Raw genomic sequence first — 16,204 nt, forward strand, 5'->3', positions numbered from 1 at the left:
GCTGCCGGTACGATCAATGCGAAGGTACTAAAGAGTTTATCGGATCGGCTAGGGAGAGCCGGTCAACTCTCTTTGCGGTAGAGGAGTTCGCGCATGGCCTGTCTTCTGGCGGCGTTCGCTTCGCTCTCGTTTTTGCGTTCGTCGGCGTCCATGTGGCGCTTGGTGACGGGGTCTACTGATTCTTCGGCGCTGCACTCGGGACAGCGATTGGCGAAGCCGGGTTTATCGGGTTTCAACTCGAACTCTTCGGAGCAAACGGCACAGACTTTGATCGGAAAAGGCATAATCTCCATGATAAAACCCACTTCGTGGGGTGTATACCGCTTCGCCCGGGCCTCCCGATGGTCGGTGGGATATTTCATCGCGGCCAACGGGAGCGCCAACCGAAGGGGTACACACGTCACGAAGTGACCGCACTGCGCGCAGCAGGCCCGGCCGGCAGGCCATCTCTTTGATCTTTCTGAGGATATGGAGATTGGCCGATGCGGGCGACGATGGTGTAACAAAAAGCTTGACCGAATTATAGGTAAGTATTAGCTTACGGTAAGTGAATACTTACCAAGAACGTCAATTCGATGCCCTTGGAGATGTGACGCGACGTGCTCTGGTCGAACGGCTTCGTCGTGGGCCGCTACCGGTAGGGGAGTTGGCACGCGGTCTTCCGGTAAGCCGGCCAGCGGTTTCGCAGCATCTGCGGGTCTTGAAGGAGGCGAAGCTCGTGCGGGATGAGGCGTCGGGAACGCGGCGGTACTACAGTTTGGATCCGAGTGGCTTTGCGATGTTGCGAAAGTATCTGGACAACTTCTGGGGTGAGGCCCTGGAAGCATTTCAAGCGAAGGTAGAGGAGAAATGATATGCCGGAGAGACAACTGATGGTGGATGAAGCGACGCTGCAGGCAGACTCGCAGGAGTTGGAGCCGGTGCGGAAGAGTATTCGCGTGAAGGCGGATGTTGCGCGCGCGTTTCGGGTGTTTACGGAGGAGATGGATAGCTGGTGGCCGCGGACGCACCATATTGGCAGCTCGCCGATGAAGCGGGTGGTGGTGGAGGGCAGGCCGATGGGCGCCATCTATACGGAGCAGGAGGATGGGACGAACTGTCCGTGGGGTTCGGTGCTGACGTGGGAGCCACCTCATTTGTTTGTGATGGCGTGGCAGGTTCAGCCGGATTGGAGCTTCGAACCGGACGTAAGCAAGTGCAGCGAGGTGCAGGTCAGGTTTACGCCGGCCGATGATGGCACAACGCTGGTGGAGCTTGAGCATCGCCATATGGAGCGACACGGTGCGGGCTGGTCGAAGATGCATGAGCAGGTGAACTCGGGCTGGGTCGGTGTGATGGAGTTGTTTGCGGCGAAGGCGGATGAAGGCGTATGAGGGCGGCGGCGTGGTTTCGTGCTGCGGCTGTGGTGATGCTGCTGTTTGCTGTGGGGCACACGTACGGTTTTCTGGCCTTCCGCCCGGAGACGGCGGAGGGCCGTGCCGTTTGGGATGCGATGAACAGGGTGCGATTCTCGGTGGGGAATACGACGTTTAGCTATGGCGGTTTTTATATTGGCTTTGGGTTGTTTATCTCTGCGTTTCAAGTGTTTTGTATCTGGCTGGCGTGGACGCTTGGGTCGATGGCGCGAGCCGGGGAGATGGCAGCGCGCAGGATTGCGTGGGGAATGTTCGTGCTGCAATGTTTTGGAGTTGTGCTGTCGCTGCGATACTTTTCCCTTGGGCCTGTGGTGTTGTCTGCGATCGCGGCGTTTTGTTTTTTGATGGGCGCGATTTCCATTCGGAGAACTGCTGGATGAATGGCGTGATTTCGCGGCGTGAGTGTATTGTCGCGGGCGCGCCGCTCTCCCTGCTGCTTTCGGCATGAAGATGAAGATTTTTGAAGTCCTAAGTTTTTAGTTGACAACGCGAAAGTTGCGGCTTATTGTCCTAATAATTTAGGAGATGAGTGATGGGGCGAGGCAAGAAGGACACGTTGACCAAGCTGGAGCTGCAGATCATGCAGGCGATCTGGCGGCTGGGGACAAGCAACGTAAGCGCGGTGCAGGAGGGCCTGGAGCAGCGGCTGGCCTACACCACGGTACAGACGATGCTGAACATCCTTGCGAAGAAGGGCAAGCTGAAACGCACTCTTGTGGGGCGGACGTACGAGTACAGCGCGACGGTGAGCGAAGCGGCGGCGTCAGGCCATGCGGTGCGGGATCTTGTAGATCGGATGTTCGGCGGGTCTAGCGAAGAGCTGGTCATGAGTTTGATTAAAAGCAAACAGATCGATGCGAAGCAGATTGCACGACTGAGCAAGATGCTGGAGAAGAAAGGGGGCGAGAGATGAGCGCTCCTGAGGGATGGATGCTGGTGTACCTGTTGAACTCGTTGTGGCAGGTGCCAGTGATCTTCGCAGCGGGATGGATCGCGGCGCGAATGGCGCGACGGAGCGGGCCAGAGCTGGAGCATCGCGTGTGGGTAGTCGCTCTACTGCTGCAGGTGCTGTTGCCTGCGTGCCGGTTTCGGCCTGGCGGTTTGATTCACGAGATTGTTGGGTTGATTCTGAGCCGATCGAGCGGAGCTGGCGGGGAGGTACGGGTTGCCATAGGTACCGGTGTGACGAGTGGCCTGAGCATGGCGTGGCTTTCGAATGAGGTGCTGACTGCTGTTTTGGTGGTCTACGGGTGCAGCGTACTGTACTTTGCGGCGAGGCTGGGATGGAGGATGGTCAGGACCCGATGGATGGAGCGGCAGGCGAAAGCTATCACGCTGACCGGCGATGCGATGCAGCGGTGGGAGCGATGCGGGCGGGTTTTCGGTCGCACGGGAGCGCGAGTGGCGGAGTCAGATCTGATCGGAGGGCCGGTGACGGTTGGTGTTCGGAGTGATGTGATGCTGGTGCCGCCTGGATTTCTAGAAAGCATTGCGGAAGAAGATCTGGACGTTGTGATGGCGCATGAGTTCGCGCATATGCGGCGACGTGACGTTGTGAAGAACCTGATCTATGAAGTGTTGTCGCTACCGGTGGCTTATCATCCGGCGCTTTGGTTGACGCGGGCGCGGGTTGCGGAGAGCCGTGAGATGGTCTGCGATGCGATGGCGGCTGAGGCCGTCGCAGGGAGTGAGAGGTATGCACGATCGCTGCTGCGGCTGGCATCGCTGCTGGTAGAGGGCGCGCCGGACAAAACATTACACGCCATCGGAATCTTCGATGCCAACAGCTTTGAGAGGAGAGTTATGCGACTGAGCGAAGGACGTGTGGAGATGCGGGGTGTCCGGAGGTTGGCTACGATTGCGGCTTGCGGGATGGTGGGGCTTGTGACGTGCGCGTCGGCGCTTGGGTTGCGGATGGAGGTGCCTGCACCGGCGACTGCGACTGCGGCTCAGGATGCAAGTCCGGTGAGGCTAACGATTCCTGCTCAAAAGATGGATGCTGTCTATAAAAGGCCGCCGGTTTATCCGCAGGAAGCGAAGGCAAAGAAGGATACGCTGAACGGTCCGGTGGTGCTTGACATCGTTGTGGACGAGGCGGGAGTTCCGAGCGACGTGCGGGTGAGGAAGGGGCTGCGATCTGACTATGATGAGAGCGCGTTGCAGGCGGTGAAGGAGTGGCGGTGGAATCCCTATCTGCTGAATGGAAGGCCTGTGACGGTGAATACGACTGTGACGGTTAATTATTTTCTTGGTAAGTAAGGGGATGGAAGCTGTGTCCTGCCGGACGGGCACACTTCGCTTGCCGCCCTACGAACGAAGACCTGTTCGCGGGGACCCCGATTCGGGCGGTCACTTCGTGACTTGTATACCGGCTTCGCCGGACGCTCGCGGTGGTCGCGAACCATGCTTCAAGGCTTGTCGTTATGTGCGGTTGTATCGAGGTACTTGATGAGGATCACTTCGTTGCCGATTGCGTTGTAGATTAACTCGTCGACGGTGCCGCTTGCGAGAAGAAGGCCGTATCCTCCGGCACGCATTCCCTGCTCTTTGCGTAGCAGGATGTGGGCTGTGGGATCGGTATCGGGGTTTGCGATGGCCGCGTGAGCGAGGGATTCTTTCTGGAAGCCGGTGCCGGGGTCGCGAACACGGAAGACCATGGTGCGGGCGGTGCGAATTGCGTTCACTTCGACGACCTGTTCGGGATTGAACTTTGCTCCGTGTTCCATGGCGTTCATCAGGATCTCCCGGAAGGCCTGGATGATCTCCTGTCTTGCGTCCTCGGGCAGTTGGGCGCTGAGTTCTTTTGCGAAGGAGAGAAGGCGCTCGGCTGTGACGAGGCGGCAGTTGGCGCGGATGGAGACCCAACCGGGGCGGGCCGAGAGGATTTCGATGTCGTCGTTCGATTGGTTGTCAGAAGCTGCACTGGCGACCAGGGTCGCGATCTCCTGAGTATCGAAGGGAGGGGTGAAACAGCCGAAGACCCGGGCTTTCAGGGCGGCGATGACCTTGTCGGGGGTACTGTATTGCGCCAGCACGATGCACTTCAGGTCGGGCCGGATGGAACGCATCTCTTCGAGGAGCGCGAGGTTTTCATCGATATCGCTATCGGCGCTGGTGATGACGACGTCGAAACGCCGGGTACGCAACCGCTTCAGTGCGTCGGCGGGGCCTGCCGAATACACCGTAGGCAAGTGGGCGGCAGTGAGGGCGCGGCCGATCTCGCGGCTGATCGGGGTGTGACTTCCGATGATGAGAACTCGGCTCATGTCGTGCTCCGAGACACGGAGACAAGTTGATTCTAGACGATCAACTTATGCGAGACCATCGCTCGAAAGTGTGATCGACCTGCTCCGTCAATTGCCCAGAGCGTCGAGCGCGGATTTGGTTTTGTCGTAGAGGATTTTGGTTTCGGCGTGTTGTTTGCGGAGGCCGTCGACGATGTGGGCTGGTGCCTTGGACATAAAGGTGTCGTTGGTGAGCTGCTTGTCGGCGGAGGCTAGGCCTTTTTCGTACTTGGCGAGATCTTTGGTGAGGCGCTCGCGTTCGGCGGCTACGTCGATCTGGCGCTCGTAGATGACGGCTACGTCGAAGTCGGCTGTTGAGCGGGCGTTGCTGCCTGTCAGGGATTCATTGGCGAACTCTACTGTTGATACGCGGGCCATGCGCGAGAGGACGTCGGCGTTGGCGTCGGCGAGTGCGAGCACGCGATTGCCGGCGTGAATGGTGATCGGGGTGGCTTCTTTTTCGGGGACACCCAATTCTTTGCGTAGGCCGCGTACGGTGACGATGAGCTCCTGCAGGGTCTTCATGGCGCTCTCGGCGATTGGGTCGGCGGGGAAGTCGGTGGCTTGTGGGTAGCGAGTAAGGGCGATGGATTTTGCGGGCGGGTTGCCTTCGTAGAGCGCGTGCCAGATCTCTTCGGTGAGGAAGGGCATGAAGGGGCTGAGGAGACGCAGAGCGCTCTCGAAGACGCCGACGAGTGAGGCGAGGGTGAGGGCGGTGGTGCCTCGATCTGCGGCTGAAAGCTCTTTGGTGGTTTGGGCAGGATTCGCGGTTTCAGGGTCCTTCGACTTCGCCTCGCGGTGAGACTGCGAGGCTTCGCTCAGGATGACAGAATCAGAGTTTTGAGATGCAGGGGTTGGGTTTGCTGGAGTGTCGAAGTTGAGACGGAGTTTTGCTAGCTCGAGGTACCAGTCGCAGAACTCGCCCCAGAAGAACTGGTAGATGGCGTTGGCGGCTTCGTCGAAGCGGTAGTCGGCGAGGGCGCGATCGACTTCGGCGGAGACGGCTGCGAGGCGCGAGAAGATCCAGCGGGTCTCGAGCGGAGTGTTGTCGGGGAGCGAGGGGACGATGCCGCTCTCGCGCATGGTCATGTTGTAGCCGGCTTCGCGGGCGCGGTCGACGTTCATGAAGAGGAAGCGCGCGGCGTTCCAGATCTTGTTGGCGAAGGCGCGGTAGCCTTCGGTGCGGGCTTCGGAGAAGGCGATGTCGGTACCGGGCGAGGCCATGCTGGCGAGGGTGAAGCGGACGGCGTCGGTGCCGAAGCGCTCGATGATGTCGATGGGGTTGATGACGTTGCCCTTGGTCTTGGACATCTTCTCGCGGTTGGCGTCGCGGACGAGGCCGTGGATGTAAACCTCGCGGAAGGGGACGGCGTCGGCGAGGGTTCGCTTGCTGCCGTCGGGCATGGGGACGTCGAGCATGAAGTGGCAGCCGAGCATGATCATGCGGGCGACCCAGAAGAAGAGGATGTCGAAGCCAGTGACGAGAAGCTGCGTGGGGTAGAACGCGGCGAGGTCGGGAGTGAGGTCCGGCATGCCGGTGTCGGGGTTCGGGTTGGGCCAGCCGAAGACGGTGAAGGGAAGCAGGCCGGAGGAGAACCAGGTGTCGAGGACGTCGGTCTCCTGCGTGATGTCGGCGGAGTTGCAGGTGGCGCAGTGAGTGGGTGTTTCGCGCGAGACGGTAATGGCGGCGCAGGCTTTGCAGTGCCATGCGGGGATGCGATGGCCCCACCAGAGTTGGCGCGAGATGCACCAGTCGTGGATGTTGCGCATCCACTCGTCGTAGGTCTTGCGGTACTGATCGGGCGTGAACTTGATGTAGCCCTTGTCGACGGCTTCGATGGCTTTGTCGGCGAGTGGCTGGATCTTGATAAACCACTGTTGCGAGAGGCGCGGTTCGATGACGACGCCGGTGCGCTGCGAGAGGCCGATGGCGTTGGTGTGCTCTTTGATTTCGACGAGGAGGCCCTGGGCTTCGAGGTCGGCGACGATCTTTTCGCGTGCAGCGTAGCGGTCGAGGCCGTGATAGGGCGAGCCGGGGAGGAGGACGTGCGCGGTCTCATCGAGGATGGTGAGGTTGGGCAGGTTGTGGCGCTGGCCGATGGCGAAGTCGTTGGCGTCGTGCGCGGGTGTGACTTTTACTGCGCCGGTGCCGAACTCGGGCTTGGCCCAGTCGTCGGCGAGGATGGGGATCTCGCGGTCCGGTTGGCCGTTGATACCGCTTAACGGCAAGCGAACGAGCTTGCCTTGCAGCGCGAGGTAGCGCTCGTCGGTTGGGTTTACCGCTACGGCTACGTCGCCGAGCATGGTCTCGGGGCGGGTGGTGGCGATGACGATGGAGCCGGTGCCGTCTGCGAGTGGATAACGGATGTGGTAGAGCTTGCCTAGGCGCTCCTCGTGCTCGACTTCGAGATCGGAGACGGCGGTCTGGGCGACGGGGTCCCAGTTGACGATGTAGGCTCCGCGATAGATGAGGCCCTGCTCGTAGAGGCGGACGAAAGCCTCTTTCACGGCGGGCGAGAGCTTATCGTCCATCGTGAAATATTCGCGGGACCAATCGACGGAGGCGCCGAGACGTTTCATCTGGTCGAGAATGGCTCCGCCGTAGAGCTCGCGCCATGCCCAGACTTTTTCGACAAAGGCATTGCGGCCGAGATCCTGACGGGTCTTTCCTTCTTCCTTTAGCTGGCGTTCGACCATCATCTGGGTAGCGATGCCGGCGTGATCGGTGCCGGGAACCCAGAGGGAGGTTTCGCCGCGCATGCGGTGCCAGCGGGTGAGGATGTCCATCTCCGCCTGGTTGAGCATGTGGCCCATGTGGAGGCGGCCGGTGACGTTGGGCGGCGGCAAAAGAATGGTGAACTTCTTTTGCGCGTTCTGCGTAGTTTCGGGAGTCGGAACGTCAAACAGGTGTTCTCGGACCCAGTACTCGGCCCAGCGTTGTTCAATAATGGACGGATCGTATGCTTTTGGAAGTTCCTGGCTCATCGGTGCTTTAAGGGTAGCATCCACTGGGCTTAACCGTTGGCAGGCGGGGCTTGGCCGAAGTTTCAGGAAAAGCGATTCGCCGGGATGCATGCACCGCCGTACACTAGCCTACGAGGTCATCCATGCGCAGTCTGCTGCTCGCCACTGTCCTGCTGATGCTTGCCTGCACTCCTGCTTTTGCGCGCTCGGGGGGAGACGATCGCGTGTCTGTTGGGAGCGATATAACTGTTCCTGATGGCGAGACAGCCGGAGATATTGCCTGCGCCTTCTGCACGGTGCGTGTGCACGGTGAGGTAAGGGGAGATATCGCAACCTTCCTTGGATCAATCAAGGTAGATGAAGGGCGAAATATCTCCGGCGATGTGGCTTCGCTTGGCGGCGATCTGGAGTTGGGACAGGATGCCTCGGTAGGGGGCGACGTCGCGATTGCCGCAGGAGAGACGCGGCTTGGCTCAGGGGCGGCGATTCGAGGTCAACAGACGATTCTGCCGGGACGTTTCTGGCTGCTGCTTCCTTTCGCTCCGCTATTGATTTTGGCGGGACTGATCTGGCTGGTCGTGTATATCGTCCGCCGCAATCGGTACCAGTTTCCTGTATATCCGGGGGGACGAGGCTTCTAGGCGCTTGATTTGTGTCGGGCCAAAGTGCTGGCCCAGGGAACCTGTCTTATTCTGTTTGCGTATCTGTTGGTGCACGCCGTTACTTTCCTTGGGGGAAACTTGTTGAACCACGCGCTCCGCAGCTTCGCCTTTCTGCTTCTGTTCGCCTCGGCCGCGCTGGCCCAGTCGCCGGGCAGTCGAGCTTATATTGGCGAGGATGTCTACGTTGCCTCCGGCCAGCAGGTACACAATGCGACCTGTATCTTCTGTTCGGTGCAGGTGGAAGGTGACCTGACGGGGCATGTCTTTGTGCTGTTCGGCAGCCTGAACGTGACCGGACACGTGGACAAGGGTGCGATGGTTATCGGCGGGAATGCGGTCGTCGACTCGCAGGCGCGAATCGGCGGCGATATGACGGTGCTCGGCGGCAATGCGGTGTATGAGAGCGATGACTCGCTGGGCGGAAGCGCCTACGTGCTGGGTGGCCACCTCTCACACGTTCCGCTGGCACACGGGGAAACAAGAGCGCATCCGCGACTTTCGCTGGGTCCGCTGTTCTCTATCGTGTTGGGAGTGCTTGTGCTGTTGCTGCTCTCTGCTTTGCTTGTGCCGCAGATACGCCGGCGGGTTATGGTGAATCAGACCTCGTGAGTTGGGGATGTTGAGGCAGGAAAAAGAGGATGCGGCCAGTGGCTGCATCCTCTTTTCTTCTCTTGCGATGAAGATTCGCGGTGTTAGAACGGGTTCAGTTTGCTGAGGCCCTTCTTCTTCTTGTGCTTGCTGTCGGACTCGTCGCTCTTGTCGAACTCCGGCTTCTTGTTCTTTCCGTTTGCGTTGCCGGTCTGTGCAGCGGGCTGGGTTCCGGGCTTGATATCGTTGATGGCGTCGGGGGCTGCTCCGGCCTTTTCAACCTCGGGAAGCGGTGTGGAGTTGGTGGGCCCAACTGCCTTCAGGCCGCCATCGGCAGGGACGGTGGTTCCGTTCGAGCCCGAGTTGAGAATTTCAACTCCGCCGATGTGACTACCAGAGGTAGCTGGTGGCGTGGGTGCGGCGCCGGAGATAGAGGTCGTCGCGGATGCTCCACTCGCAGCTCCGTCGGCAGCAGCCGGAACGTCGGTGAGTGCAAGAGGTGCGGCGGGAGCTGCCGGGGCTGCCGGCGCAGCGTTTTCTGTAGCAGCAGCACTGGTATCCGTTGGTGTCGTCGCAGGGTTCGCGGCTAGCGGGGCTCCGGCGGCAGGAGCATTCGGATTCATCGCGTCAGTGAAGTCTGATTTGATCTTGTTCACGACGTGGGGTGCGATCGTGGGAGTGGGGTCGGCCAAAGTTGGCTCGCCATCACGGGCCGCCATGACAACGTCAGGCTGGTGGAGAACCAGCAGCCGTGCTCGATCCTGCAGACGATACTGCCGGCGGCTGTTTTCAAGCGCGACACTGGCGGCAATCTGTTCGGGAGTGGGCTGCGGAATCTTCACGTTCATCGCGTCGAGCCGGTCCCGCGCATCTTCGACGTGTGGAGAGGCCGAGTGCTCGAGAACAACCTTGCTATATGCGGCGATGGCCTGATCGTCGTAGATCTTTTCAAGTCTTGCTTTGCCCGCTTCGGGCAGCTTCAGGGCGCGGACGTAGCGCGCTTCAGCCTCATAAGCGTCGCCGAGGCCGACCAGAACGTCGTCCATATGGCTGTACTGTGGATACGTGTCGACGACTGTCTGGTAGCGGGCGATGGTCGCGGGGTAGTTGTTATGGGTCGCGTAGAAGGCAGCGATGTTTGCCTCGCGAGTTGCCATGACCTCCTGAACCTCGCGCAACCTCTGCTTGGCCTGCGGCACCAACGTCGACTCGGGGAACTGCTGCAGCATCAGACGGTACTCTTCTTCGGCGTGAACGGCCTTCGCGTAGTCGCGGTCGGGCTTGTCCATCTGGCGAAAATAGATGTCACCGACGCGCATCTGGGCTTCGGCAGCCTCGGGAGCGTTGGGGAAGAAGGTGATGAAGTCCTTGTACTCCTGCTCGGCTTGCGTGAGGGCCGCGGTGCCACCCTCTCGATACCAGCTGTCGCCGATAGCAAGCTTGGCCTTCATCTGATACTGCGAGTCGGGATAGGTGTTGAGCAGAGTCTGCAGATCGAGGCGGGCGACGTCGAAGTGTCCGCGCTTGGTCGCGTCGATGGCCTTGTCGTAGAGCACCTTGTCGGGCAGTTTTTGGTCCGGCACATCGGCCGGCTTCATCGACTTCTCTTTGCGCAGCTCTTTCTTGGTGTCCTTGGATTGGACGACCTTATCTTTCTTGTCGGGGGGTGTCGCGGAGATAGTTGCGCTCTCGTGTTGCTGCCCGTTGGCGTCCGTTGTCGTCTGCGACGAACCGGTCACCTGCGCCATGGCTGCAATCGAACCGGTCAACAGACCGGCAACTGCCACTCCGGCCAACGCGCTGGCCCTTAGGTTTGGAAAAAAGGAACGCTTGTTCATCCGCTATAGACCCCATCCGCCTCGCGCACCGGGGGCACGCTCAGGCTGTATTTCATTCTAATCGTTCCTGCCGGACTTGTGCCGCGCTTATGCCACTTGTACGGAGCCGGCTGCCCGGGCTAGTTTTAGAAATTCCACGGCGTTCTGCTCGGTTTTTCCCGGGCTGAAGATGGCCGAGCCGGCGACGAGCATGTCGGCTCCTGCTTCGACGACCTGGGCCACGGTATCGTGAGCAACGCCGCCGTCGACTTCGATGCGGAAGTTGAGCCCCATCTCGTCGCGTAGTTCGGCGAGGTGGGCGATCTTGTCGAGCGCCAGCGGCAGGAACTTCTGGCCGCCGAAGCCGGGGTTGACGCTCATGACCAACACATGGTGCAGCATCGGAAGGACTTCGACCAGCGTGTCGACCGGCGTGGCGGGGTTGATGACCACAGCAGGGAGCATCCCATGCTGGACGATATGTTGGAGCGTGCGATGGAGGTGACGGCACACTTCCTGGTGGACGCTCATCATGTCGGCGCCGGCCTGGGCGAAGGCCGGGATGAAGTCGTCGGGATTTTCGACCATCAGGTGGCAGTCGAGAGGGAGCTTGGTGATGGGGCGCAGGGCCTGGACGACGGGTGGGCCGAAGGTGATGTTGGGGACGAAGTGTCCGTCCATGATGTCGACGTGAAGAATGGTGGCGCCGCCGCGTTCGACCAGGGCGACTTCGTCGGCGAGGTGGGCAAAGTCCGCTGCGAGGATGGATGCTGCCAGTTCGATCACGTGGGTCGCTCCTGAGTGTGAGTTTACCAGCGCCAGCGGGAGATCAGGACCGGCTTAGCTCTTCCATCTACTTGGGCCCCGATCGTTTTGAATGCTCAATTACTGCAGTTAATCTCTTTCGCCGAGGAGATGTGCTTGGCGAAAGCCTCTTTTCATGGGATCTGGTCGCTTGCACTATTCGGCCTTTAGTTGGAGATCGTCTTATCTGGCCATAATTTTGTCGGAACAGGCAAATGACAATCGAATGACAGCATGATGACAACAGATCGCCCGGATGCAGTGCAAGATAAGGTGGCCATTCTACTGTCGGATCTTTTTCCGCCATGGCTGTTTCTGCTCCACCCTGCAGGTCTTATGGACGGTCCTTCAAATGTCTGCAATCTCTTGGTTGAAGCTTCTGAACAAAACACACTCCTTCTCATGTTTTCTTGTCATGGTTCTTCTTTCGGCAACAACTCAGGGCCAGACTCCGCTCTTTCCGATAACCAACACCCTGTCTATAGGCGCTGTGTCGACACCAGCCGTCGGTGACTTCAATGGCGATGGCCAACCCGATCTTATCTATTCTCCACCCCCCATCCCAACGGGTAGCAACCAGTTCGCAACACTGACCGTGCTGCTCAACGAGGGCGCAGCCACAAATCCGACCCCGGTCGTCACCAGCTCACTGACCTGTACTTCGGTTACCTCTCTCGTGGTCGCCGACATTAATAAGGATCAAAGACAGGACGTTGTGCTCACCTGCGCCGAAGGTTTCGTCGCCGTTCTCTTCGGCAACGGCGATGGCACTTTCCAGAAACCCGTTTACTACGCGGTCCCAACCACCTCAATCCTCATCGCTCCGACGGACCTGAACGGCGATGGCTATCCTGACGTGGCCGTCTCCACCCCATCCTCCGTCATCGTTCTTCTCAACCAGGGCCGTAACGCGGCCGGTACGCTCTCGGCCCCCACAAGCTATCCCGCTCCCGGCATACAGTTTGGCCTCATCGGTGCAGGCGACTTCAACGGCGACGGCAAATTGGACTTGCTCGGAGAAGCGAATCAGGTTACCCAAACCGATGGCTTCCAGTTCATCACGTACCTAGGCAACGGGGACGGCACATTCCAGGCTTCACAGATCCAACAGACTCCCTTCGCTGGTGCGGCCGTCATCGCTGACGTCAATCACGATGGCATATCCGACGTCATCTACATCGCAGACGCTCCGGCCGCAGGCACACCTCAGACGATTCAAGTCCTTCTAGGCAACTCCGGCGGAAAATTCACGCTAGGCACCAGCCTGTCTCTCGATCCAGGAACCAACTACTTCTCCCTCGTCCCCGCCGGAAGCACCAACAATGGCGCCAACATCGACCTCGCCCTCAGCGGCCCCGCAACCACCATCCTGCTCGGCGACGGCAAGGGAGGATTCACCGTCGGCCAAACCTACGCGATTGCAGGCAGCCCCTTGCAAGAGACCAGCAGCAGCGGCAATACGAACCTCGTCTTCTTTACTTCTACCGGCATAACCCAGATCCCAGGCAACGGCGACGGCACCTTCCAGGCCCTCCCCAATCTCCCCGTCGGTCCCACCGGCTTCGTATCGGCTGATGTCAACGGCGACGGTCTCTCCGATATTCTTTACATCAATGGCTCAGGCAATCTCATCACCGCTCTAGGCCGCGGCAACGGCACCTTCTCGATCACGAATCAGGCTCCCGCAACCGCGAACGAATTTCTCCTCGCCGGAGACTTCAACGCCGACGGCCATACCGACGTAGTGGCTATTCTCCCTAACTCAAGTGCCATAGGCGACTCCCAGCTGTTCTTCTACAAAGGCAACGGTGACGGCAGCTTCCAGCCCGCCTCGGCCTCAGTTGACCTCCTAACCACCGGAGCGATTCACGCAATCGCCGGCGACTTCAACGGCGACGGCCACGTCGACGTCGTCATCTCCACCTACGGCACCGTCCCCAACCAGGGACAATCAGGGCAAGCCCTCATCTTCGTACCCGGCAACGGGGATGGCACCTTCGGAATCCCCGTCTTATTTTCCAGTCTGACATCGTTCAACACACCGTCATCCCTCTTCTCCGCCGACCTTAACAACGACAAGAAGTTAGACCTCATCTGGAACGGCAGCATCTATCTGGGCAACGGGAACGGCACATTTCTGCAACAACCTCTCAGTCTGGTTGGCCCACCACTAGCCGTCGGCGACCTCAACGGCGATAGTATCCCCGACATCGTCATTCAGCCCGCCGGCCTTGAAGACAGCGCCCCCGGAGCCAACATCTACGCCGGTAACGGGGACGGTACCTTTCAATCCATCCCGTTCTTTACCACCCCTTCGCTACCCAGCGGCACATCGACCACATCGGCCCTCATTGGTGACGTCAACGGCGACGGCCACGCCGACCTTCTGCTTCAATCTCAAACTCCCGACCTCACCACCATAGTTTCTGTCTCCCTCGGCGACGGCAAGGGAGACTTTACGGCGGATCCCAATACATACTTCGCAGGTAGCCTGATCGAAGGATCAGCAACACAGATGCCGTCACCCATGGCAACCTTCGCCCGCCTGAATAACCAGGCCCCTGCACTACCCAAAGACAACTCCCTCGACTACCTCGCCTTCACCAGCAACGGCGCAACTACCTTGCTCAACCAGACCAACACCACTCCAGCGGCACCGACCGAATTACCATCGAAGACAACGCTTGCAGTCTCGGCAAGTATCGCGGCGCCGACCCAGCAACTCACCTTCACCGCAACCGTCACAGGATTGAACCCGACGGGGAAGGTTACCTTCACCTCCGGCAACACAACATTGGGCACCGCATCCCTCGACAATGGCGTAGCCTCGTTCCTCTTCGCCTTCACCACGGCTGGCAACTTCACCGTCACAGCTAACTACACTGGCGATGCGAACAACCTGGCCAGCTTCTCGAACCCAGTTCCCGTTACAGTTGCAACGCCGGACTTCACTATCGCCGCCACACCCACCACCGCCACTATCTCGGCCGGTCAACCAGCCACCACGCTCCTCACCATCACGGCCGTCGGTACCTACAGCGGAACCGTAACGTTCTCCTGTGGAAACCTGCCAGCCGAATCCTCCTGCACTTTCGCCCCTGCCTCCGTGACCCTGGCTAACGGCGCAGCGGTGACCACCAGACTAACCCTCACAACGACGGCACACCCTCTTGCTCTGTTGCGAACGCTCGCCCCACTCCACGCAATTGCCTTGGCGAGCTTGATTCTTCTATTCTTCTCCCCGAATCGGTCGCGCAGGCTCAGAGATCGTTTGGTGCGTGCGAGTCTCCTAACCTTATTCTTCTCCGCGGGCTTGCTTCCACTCGCCAGTTGCAGCTCTTCTTCACCCAAAAGCCCGACGACGACAAACCCCGGCACTCCAAATGGTGTTCAAAACATCACTGTCACTGTGGCGGACTCGGTTAACAACATCTCGCACTCCCTCAACTTCAAACTAACAGTGCAATAGACTCTGGTTGGCGCGAGCCAGACGTCAGCCCAAACATTGGAGAGGTAATCATTTCCAAGAGGAACATCGTAGACGAGTTCACAAATCATGAACCCGCTGGAATATCCTTGTTGCCTGGAGGATATCGATGCCGAAACGAAATGCTCTGCGTTGTGTTGTTCTTCTGGTCGCTTTCGCGCTGCAATCTGCAGTGAGTGCTCCATGGGCGGATGCCTGTACCCGTGTCACTTATCTTGGTCCCGACGACAACGTGATCACGGCGCGTTCGATGGACTGGGCAGTCGATGTTGGGACCGATCTCTGGATCTTTCCCCGAGGCATGCAGCGGAGTGGCGAGGCGGGTCCTCACTCGCTTGCGTGGACGTCGAAGTATGGCAGCGTGATCGCGAGCGGGTATGACATTTCGACGACCGATGGGATGAATGAGAAGGGACTCGTCGCGAATATGCTCTGGCTGGTGGAGTCGGAGTATCCGAAGCCGGATGGAACGAAGCCGGGGCTCGCGATCTCAGTGTGGACGCAGTACGTTCTGGATAACTTTGCGACGGTTCAGGAGGCGGTCGATACGTTGAATACGGAGCCGTTTGTTCTGGTGACGGCGACGGTACCGGGACAGGACCGGCTGGCGACGCTTCACCTGGCGATCTCGGATGCGAGCGGTGACAGCGCCATCATTGAATATATCGGCGGCAAGCAGATCATTCACCACGACCGCAAATATCAGGTGATGACGAACTCGCCCACGTTCGACAAGCAGCTTGCGATGGAAGAATACTGGAGGGGGATCGGTGGCACGGTGATGTTGCCGGGCACGAATCGCGCTGCAGACCGGTTTGCGCGTGCATCGTTTTATATCAATGCGATTCCGAAAGACGAGAGTCCTGATGTGACCCTTGCGAGCGTATTCAGCGTTATCCGGAATGTATCGGTGCCTTATGGAATTACGACCCCGGATCAGCCGAATATCTCATCGACACGATGGCGGACGGTGTCGGATCAGAAGAGAAAGATCTACTTCTTCGAGTCGGCTCTAACGCCGAATATTTTTTGGGTCAACTTCCAAGACATCGACTTTTCGGCCGCGACAGGCAAGGTGATGAAGCTGGACCTGGGCAAGAACCAGAGTCATATCTACTCGGGCAACGCGGTCAGAGATTTTCAAGTGGCAAAGCCCTTCAAATTCCTGGGCCTGAGCTAAAGC

At 59.2% G+C, this 16,204-nt stretch carries 14 protein-coding genes; 9 read left to right on the forward strand and 5 right to left on the reverse strand.

Features of this window, described 5'->3' with window-relative positions:
* Positions 1-62 precede the first annotated feature (62 nt).
* Positions 63-284, reverse strand: coding sequence for a hypothetical protein (locus tag RBB76_RS12565; protein WP_429631642.1), 222 nt, complete (start codon positions 282-284; stop codon positions 63-65).
* Between the two features lie 263 nt (positions 285-547).
* Between RBB76_RS12565 and RBB76_RS12570 the strand changes: the two genes are divergently transcribed.
* From RBB76_RS12570 to RBB76_RS12590, 5 genes are all read left to right on the forward strand, one after another.
* On the forward strand, positions 548-853 hold the full coding sequence (locus tag RBB76_RS12570) for an ArsR/SmtB family transcription factor (RefSeq protein WP_429631640.1): 306 nt from the start codon (positions 548-550) through the stop codon (positions 851-853).
* Position 854: 1 nt separating this feature from the next.
* Positions 855-1,373 (forward strand): SRPBCC family protein, encoded by a 519-nt coding sequence (locus RBB76_RS12575; RefSeq protein ID WP_429631638.1) that lies wholly within the window; start codon positions 855-857, stop codon positions 1,371-1,373.
* Entirely contained in the window at positions 1,370-1,795 is a 426-nt protein-coding gene (locus RBB76_RS12580; protein WP_429631636.1) for an LIC_13387 family protein, read from the forward strand. The genes RBB76_RS12575 and RBB76_RS12580 overlap by 4 nt, the downstream gene beginning before the upstream one ends.
* A gap of 152 nt (positions 1,796-1,947) precedes the next feature.
* Entirely contained in the window at positions 1,948-2,328 is a 381-nt protein-coding gene (locus RBB76_RS12585; RefSeq protein WP_429631634.1) for a BlaI/MecI/CopY family transcriptional regulator, read from the forward strand.
* Positions 2,325-3,674, forward strand: coding sequence for a TonB family protein (locus RBB76_RS12590; RefSeq protein WP_429631632.1), 1,350 nt, complete (start codon positions 2,325-2,327; stop codon positions 3,672-3,674). The genes RBB76_RS12585 and RBB76_RS12590 overlap by 4 nt, the downstream gene beginning before the upstream one ends.
* Positions 3,675-3,823: 149 nt before the next feature.
* Here RBB76_RS12590 and RBB76_RS12595 read toward each other — a convergent pair whose 3' ends face one another.
* Together RBB76_RS12595 and RBB76_RS12600 are read right to left on the reverse strand one after the other, a co-directional pair.
* A complete protein-coding gene (locus RBB76_RS12595; protein WP_429631630.1) occupies positions 3,824-4,681 on the reverse strand; it encodes an ATP-binding protein in 858 nt (285 codons plus the stop codon).
* A gap of 87 nt (positions 4,682-4,768) precedes the next feature.
* The gene (locus tag RBB76_RS12600) at positions 4,769-7,684 is read right to left on the reverse strand and encodes a valine--tRNA ligase (RefSeq protein ID WP_429631628.1); all 2,916 of its coding nucleotides are present in this window, start codon (positions 7,682-7,684) and stop codon (positions 4,769-4,771) included.
* Positions 7,685-7,806: 122 nt separating this feature from the next.
* Between RBB76_RS12600 and RBB76_RS12605 the strand changes: the two genes are divergently transcribed.
* The gene (locus tag RBB76_RS12605; protein WP_429631626.1) at positions 7,807-8,304 is read left to right on the forward strand and encodes a hypothetical protein; all 498 of its coding nucleotides are present in this window, start codon (positions 7,807-7,809) and stop codon (positions 8,302-8,304) included.
* Positions 8,305-8,406: 102 nt separating this feature from the next.
* Positions 8,407-8,934, forward strand: coding sequence for a hypothetical protein (locus tag RBB76_RS12610; RefSeq protein ID WP_429631624.1), 528 nt, complete (start codon positions 8,407-8,409; stop codon positions 8,932-8,934).
* 83 nt (positions 8,935-9,017) lie between these two features.
* On the opposite strand, the gene RBB76_RS12615 is transcribed toward RBB76_RS12610, so the two are convergent.
* Entirely contained in the window at positions 9,018-10,751 is a 1,734-nt protein-coding gene (locus RBB76_RS12615; RefSeq protein ID WP_429631622.1) for an outer membrane protein assembly factor BamD, read from the reverse strand.
* A gap of 87 nt (positions 10,752-10,838) precedes the next feature.
* On the reverse strand, positions 10,839-11,516 hold the full coding sequence (rpe, locus tag RBB76_RS12620; RefSeq protein ID WP_429631620.1) for a ribulose-phosphate 3-epimerase: 678 nt from the start codon (positions 11,514-11,516) through the stop codon (positions 10,839-10,841).
* 433 nt (positions 11,517-11,949) lie between these two features.
* Here rpe and RBB76_RS12625 point away from each other — a divergent pair, with 433 nt between their 5' ends.
* Both RBB76_RS12625 and RBB76_RS12630 read left to right on the forward strand, forming a co-directional pair.
* Positions 11,950-15,003, forward strand: coding sequence for an FG-GAP-like repeat-containing protein (locus RBB76_RS12625; protein WP_429631618.1), 3,054 nt, complete (start codon positions 11,950-11,952; stop codon positions 15,001-15,003).
* A 127-nt stretch (positions 15,004-15,130) separates the two neighbouring features.
* On the forward strand, positions 15,131-16,201 hold the full coding sequence (locus RBB76_RS12630) for a linear amide C-N hydrolase (protein WP_429631616.1): 1,071 nt from the start codon (positions 15,131-15,133) through the stop codon (positions 16,199-16,201).
* Positions 16,202-16,204 lie beyond the last annotated feature (3 nt).

The organism is Tunturiibacter psychrotolerans (genome assembly GCF_051013365.1).
Classification (GTDB): Bacteria; Acidobacteriota; Terriglobia; order Terriglobales; family Acidobacteriaceae; genus Edaphobacter; species Edaphobacter psychrotolerans_A.

Excerpts from the sequence above, each read along its gene's own strand:
- RBB76_RS12585 (WP_429631634.1), top strand. The coding sequence starts at position 1,948 with ATGGGGCGAGGCAAGAAGGACACGTTGACCAAGCTGGAGCTGCAGATC.
- RBB76_RS12575 (WP_429631638.1), top strand. The coding sequence starts at position 855 with ATGCCGGAGAGACAACTGATGGTGGATGAAGCGACGCTGCAGGCAGAC.
- RBB76_RS12615 (WP_429631622.1), bottom strand. The coding sequence starts at position 10,751 with ATGAACAAGCGTTCCTTTTTTCCAAACCTAAGGGCCAGCGCGTTGGCC.
- RBB76_RS12565 (WP_429631642.1), bottom strand. The coding sequence starts at position 284 with ATGCCTTTTCCGATCAAAGTCTGTGCCGTTTGCTCCGAAGAGTTCGAG.
- RBB76_RS12580 (WP_429631636.1), top strand. The coding sequence starts at position 1,370 with ATGAGGGCGGCGGCGTGGTTTCGTGCTGCGGCTGTGGTGATGCTGCTG.
- RBB76_RS12590 (WP_429631632.1), top strand. The coding sequence starts at position 2,325 with ATGAGCGCTCCTGAGGGATGGATGCTGGTGTACCTGTTGAACTCGTTG.
- RBB76_RS12600 (WP_429631628.1), bottom strand. The coding sequence starts at position 7,684 with ATGAGCCAGGAACTTCCAAAAGCATACGATCCGTCCATTATTGAACAA.
- RBB76_RS12625 (WP_429631618.1), top strand. The coding sequence starts at position 11,950 with ATGGTTCTTCTTTCGGCAACAACTCAGGGCCAGACTCCGCTCTTTCCG.
- RBB76_RS12605 (WP_429631626.1), top strand. The coding sequence starts at position 7,807 with ATGCGCAGTCTGCTGCTCGCCACTGTCCTGCTGATGCTTGCCTGCACT.
- RBB76_RS12595 (WP_429631630.1), bottom strand. The coding sequence starts at position 4,681 with ATGAGCCGAGTTCTCATCATCGGAAGTCACACCCCGATCAGCCGCGAG.
- RBB76_RS12630 (WP_429631616.1), top strand. The coding sequence starts at position 15,131 with ATGCCGAAACGAAATGCTCTGCGTTGTGTTGTTCTTCTGGTCGCTTTC.